At 36.7% G+C, this 4634-nt stretch carries 4 protein-coding genes; 1 reads left to right on the top strand and 3 read right to left on the bottom strand.

Going from position 1 to position 4634, the window contains the following annotated elements; all coding sequences use genetic code 11:
- Positions 1–417, top strand: a 417-nt coding sequence (locus AC220I_RS18445) for an HD-GYP domain-containing protein (protein WP_486725333.1), incomplete at its 5' end; no start/stop codon positions are given.
- A 14-nt stretch (positions 418–431) separates the two neighbouring features.
- Here AC220I_RS18445 and AC220I_RS18440 read toward each other — a convergent pair.
- The 3 genes from AC220I_RS18440 to AC220I_RS18430 are packed head-to-tail and all read right to left on the bottom strand — an operon-like array spanning position 432 to position 4589.
- Entirely contained in the window at positions 432–3731 is a 3300-nt protein-coding gene (locus tag AC220I_RS18440) for an SNF2-related protein (protein WP_486725332.1), read from the bottom strand.
- Positions 3732–3780: 49 nt separating this feature from the next.
- On the bottom strand, positions 3781–4212 hold the full coding sequence (locus tag AC220I_RS18435) for a YkvA family protein (RefSeq protein WP_486725331.1): 432 nt from the start codon (positions 4210–4212) through the stop codon (positions 3781–3783).
- Positions 4209–4589 carry a VOC family protein gene (locus AC220I_RS18430; protein ID WP_486725330.1) on the bottom strand — a complete coding sequence of 127 codons (381 nt, stop codon included), beginning with the start codon at positions 4587–4589 and terminating at the stop codon, positions 4209–4211. Before AC220I_RS18430 ends, AC220I_RS18435 begins: the two co-directional genes overlap by 4 nt.
- Positions 4590–4634: the final 45 nt, after the last annotated feature.

The raw sequence follows: 4634 nt of genomic DNA, 5'->3' as shown, positions 1-4634 counted from the left end.
ATTTTGAATAAAAATGAACTTCTCAAAATTAAATCCCATTCCTTTTATACCATGGATATTTTGTCTAGAATAAAGGGGTTTGAAGAAATTAAAAACATCGCCTCTAGCCATCATGAAAAACTCAATGGCAAGGGTTATCCCTTTAAAAAGACAGATATCTCCGAAAAAGAAATGATCCTCTGCATTGCCGATATATTTTCAGCACTTACAGAGGAACGTCCTTATCGTAACAGCATCAACATGGCTTTTGCAAAAGAAGTTTTACTCTCTGAAGGTAATGATGGTAAATTGGACATTAACCTTGTCCATATTGTAATCGATCACATTGAGCAACTTTATCAAATCAATAGGCATTATCAAAAAATGGCCTCCGAGCAATACACAGAATTACAACGTGCCATTGCCGGAAGCCAATAAAAGTCTAATGATCATTAAAAACTAAACAAAGACCTGATTTCATCTACTGAAAGTTTATTTAAGAAGGTTTCCCCTGGTTGGATAATTTGATCAAACAGGGCTTTTTTTCGTTCCTGCAATGCCAATATTTTTTCTTCGATAGAGTTTTGTGTAATGAGCTTAATCACATGTACACGTTTTTCTTGACCAATTCTATGGGCTCTGTCTGTAGCTTGATCTTCAACTGCAGGATTCCACCACGGATCAAAGTGAATAACAGTATCTGCACCTGTAAGGTTGAGTCCGCTACCACCTGCTTTTAGCGAAATTAAAAATACGGACTTCTCGCCATTGTTAAACTGGTTGACCATCTCTATTCGCTCTTTGGCAGGCATACTGCCATCCAAATAAAAGCAGTCCGAGCCGATCGCCTTTTGTATCAGCTTAAGGACAGATGTGAACTGAGAAAATACAAGCGTTCTATGCCCACTTTCTTCAAGCTCTTCAAGGAGTTCCATTAACGCCTCCAGTTTACCACTGCCACCATTATAATTGCTCAAATATGCACTTGGATGTGCACATATCTGTCTTAATCTCATTAAACCAACAAGCAACCGCATTCGTTTGTCGGCATCCATCGGCTTTCCATCTTGTTCATCTAAGAACTCACCCTTGATCTCTGCAACCATAGCGGCGTATAGTCTCTTCTGCTCATCTGTCATCCCCACAATTAAATTGGTTTCAAGCTTATCAGGTAATTCTTTAAGAACGTCTTTTTTTATACGACGCATCATGAAGGGTTCAATGAGTTTTCTGAGTTTGTCCATCTGCACTTGGTCTTGCTCAGTCTCTGTCTTTTTCTCAAACTGGTCTCTAAAATGATATCGTGTTCCCAAGTAACTTGGCATAACAAAATCAAATATCGACCAGAGTTCACCTAAATGATTTTCAAGCGGTGTTCCAGTCAAGGCAAATTTGTGTTTAGATGGAATTTGCTTGACGACTTTTGAAGTCAAAGAGCCTTCATTTTTGATATGCTGGGCTTCATCTAAGACAATCATATCAAACTGGCAATTATGATATAAGTCTTGGTCCTTTCTCAAAACCCCATAGGAGGTAATCAAAATATGAGCGTTGCTCGTCTGAATAATTTTATCTCTATGCTCTTTAACGCCCTCTACAATCTCATAAGTCAGTGAACCTGTGAATTTTACGATTTCATTGGCCCAGTTATAAATGAGAGAGGTTGGTGCGACAATTAAGACCTTACCATGACCCAGTGCCTGTCTAATCTTAATAAAAGTGAGCATTTGTAATGTCTTGCCCAAACCCATATCATCCGCTAAAATACCGCCAAATCCAAACTGTGTCAACTGGTTTAACCATTCAATACCCTTAGATTGATAGGGCCTAAGTATGGAAACAAGATGATCCGGTATATCTAAGGCTTTCTTTGAAAGTGCGTGATTGACCAAGAGCGTTTCTTCTGAAACATCAATTTCATTGAGCATGTTATCATTTTGAAGCTGAGATAGATAATATACCGATGCCTTTGGAAGCTCAATAAAATGCGTTTGCTTGTTCATCTTTGCTTGAAAGAGGTTTGTCAACTCTTCAATGGTTTCAAACTGACCCTCTTCAAAGGCAAGAAAGTCACCATTTTTCAATTTATAATACTTCTTCTTTTCACGGTAAGCCCTAAGAAGTTTTAAAGCGTCTTCCTTCTCAAAGCCTTCTATTTCAATCTCATATTCAAGTAAATTACTGGTTTCATTTTGAGTGATGCTCTGCCTGATCTTATCTCCAGATACAATACGTCTCTTTGAAAATTTCTCAGTTCTGAAAAGTGTAGCCTCTTTTTCAAGTTCAATGATTTCTGTTTTTAAAAACTCAAAGATTTCGTGATCTCTAAGGATTTTGATATGATCACCCATTTTATGATAAGGATAACGATCAAATCGAGACATGAAATGACTTTCCCTAGTATAATCTCGATGTGCCACAATCCAATCTGACTGATAGTTATCTTCTGTTAGTCCGTTAATTTTAACATTTCCATATCTAAATAGAATTTCAATTTGGATGGCGCCGCCATTATAGTCCAGATAGACTTCAAAATTTAAGTCAGACTCTATAAATGCCTTTTTTAACTCGGCTTCAACCTTAACATGTCCTATCTTTTCTAAATTAGGCAATATGAAATCCACATATTTCTGAAGTTGAGAGCGATTAAAGACAATTTTAGGCACCATTATTTTCTGTGGAAACAAGGTCTTTAGAATATCCTGTTGGTCTGATGAAGTTTTTATCAATACAGGGTGGTCTCCTTGAATCAAAACGAAATTGATATGATGGCCCAATAGCTTGATATCATTATTCTCCAATATATTACACTCAAGATGAGCTGCATTTTTTATCAATTCAAAATCAAAAAGATGTTGGTCTTCTTTGACATAAATTCTCTTGTTTGTTTTTTTTTCATGATATGAAAGGGCACAGCTATCAAGAACCCTGACAAAATTTTGATGGGTCAGTTGGATTTGACCGTGCTTGATAACTGGAATTCCGTAAAATTTTTGTTCTTCATAAAATTCTTCAAGCAAGTTTAAGAGCATTTGACCTTGACTTGAAAGCTTCATCTCATTGGAGTTCAAAGTGAACTGGGATCCAAATTTCAAACTTTCTCCACTCATATAGGCATCCATGAATTGTAAAACATCCTTGATGACATATAAGTATTCATCCCCAATCTTAAGGCTCATTCTGACTGGGTATTCATTTGATGCTGTTGAAGCTGTGAATTCCAAGTAAGGGACAATCTGAATTTCTTTTTTTTCTTTGTTTTCTATCTGCCTAAACTGCTTAACTATGCCATCAAAATCACTGTGTGCCACTTTAATCGGCACATGACTGGAACTGGAATCTAGCTTTCTATCATTTAGTGTCGTTTGATCGGGCAAATCAGCACGTTTTATCTTTATTTTAGATTGATCATAAATGGTACTGTCATTAAATGGCCATGGGAGCTCCATTGTATCCACACGTTCGAGCAAGTCACCATCATCCATTAACTGAAGTAATGAAGCGACAATGTGTCTACACGGCTTCAAGGTCTTATGGCAGCTACACTTAGAAGTCAAAAGATCGCCTAATTTTGAGAATTTAAGCTTCACATCAAAGGATTGGTCTTCCATTACAATACTGACGAGCGTTTGTGATCCAACACCTTCAGTGATATAAACTTTTTCCTTTTGATATAAGGTCAAACCCGCTGAAAAAACCTGAGGTTTTCCTGTTAAATTCAATATGATGGACCGACTTAAGTTATACTTCATGATGCCTCCTCATGTACTGCAAAAATACCCACTTTAAACCCTTAACCTTTTAATTATACCCTATTTGGACGAATTTAAAAAGGACTCTGAAAAGAGTCCATAATAGAATGAGCCAAATGATGACCACAAGAATTGCAAATATCCAATTCTTAGGAAGGTCTTTTTTGCTAAGGTTTGCCGCTTGTCGTTTACTTTCCTCGTAAAGCGCATTTGGAATTAACATTAAAATACCTTTGATCGCCAGTGGTAGAAGAATAAAGTCGTCTAAATAGCCCAAAACTGGAATAAAATCTGGAATTAAATCTATTGGACTTAAGGCATACGCCACCACACAAAGGGTTAGAATTTGAGTCAATCGTTTCAATTGCTTGGATTTATATAAGACATAGAGGGTTGTAATTTCAAGCTTCAGGTTTTTAGCAAATATTCTTATATTTTGATTAAGAATCCTAAGCCACTTCATGAACGCCATCTCTTTCATATTGTAATTTCAACTTCATTGCCATCAGGATCTAAGACAACACTTTCATAGTAGCCATCACCAGTGGTCCTTGGTTCACTAATAACCTTAACACCCAGACCTCTTAGCTGGTCAGTTAGGTCATCAACGGCTTCTTTACTGCCAACTGAAAAAGCGCAATGGGCATAGCCAATCAGAACATTTTGTTTCATTAAACTGATGTCTGGTCTGGTCATGAGCTCCAATCTAGCCCCATCATTAAATTTAATAAAATAAGATTTAAAGCCTGTTGCTTGATTATAATATTTTTCAGAAGCTTGGCCTTTAAAGAACTTGCAATAAAAGCTTCTACTCTCTTCTAAATCAGAAACCCAAATGGCAATATGCTCTATTTTCATCACTCTATTCCTTTCTCATATACACAAAACATGTAGACCTTCACT

This window comes from Fusibacter sp., assembly GCF_057447755.1.
This window is presented reverse-complemented; position numbering and strand designations above follow the sequence as displayed.

Excerpts from the sequence above, each read along its gene's own strand:
- AC220I_RS18440 (WP_486725332.1), bottom strand. The coding sequence starts at position 3,731 with ATGAAGTATAACTTAAGTCGGTCCATCATATTGAATTTAACAGGAAAA.
- AC220I_RS18430 (WP_486725330.1), bottom strand. The coding sequence starts at position 4,589 with ATGAAAATAGAGCATATTGCCATTTGGGTTTCTGATTTAGAAGAGAGT.
- AC220I_RS18435 (WP_486725331.1), bottom strand. The coding sequence starts at position 4,212 with ATGAAAGAGATGGCGTTCATGAAGTGGCTTAGGATTCTTAATCAAAAT.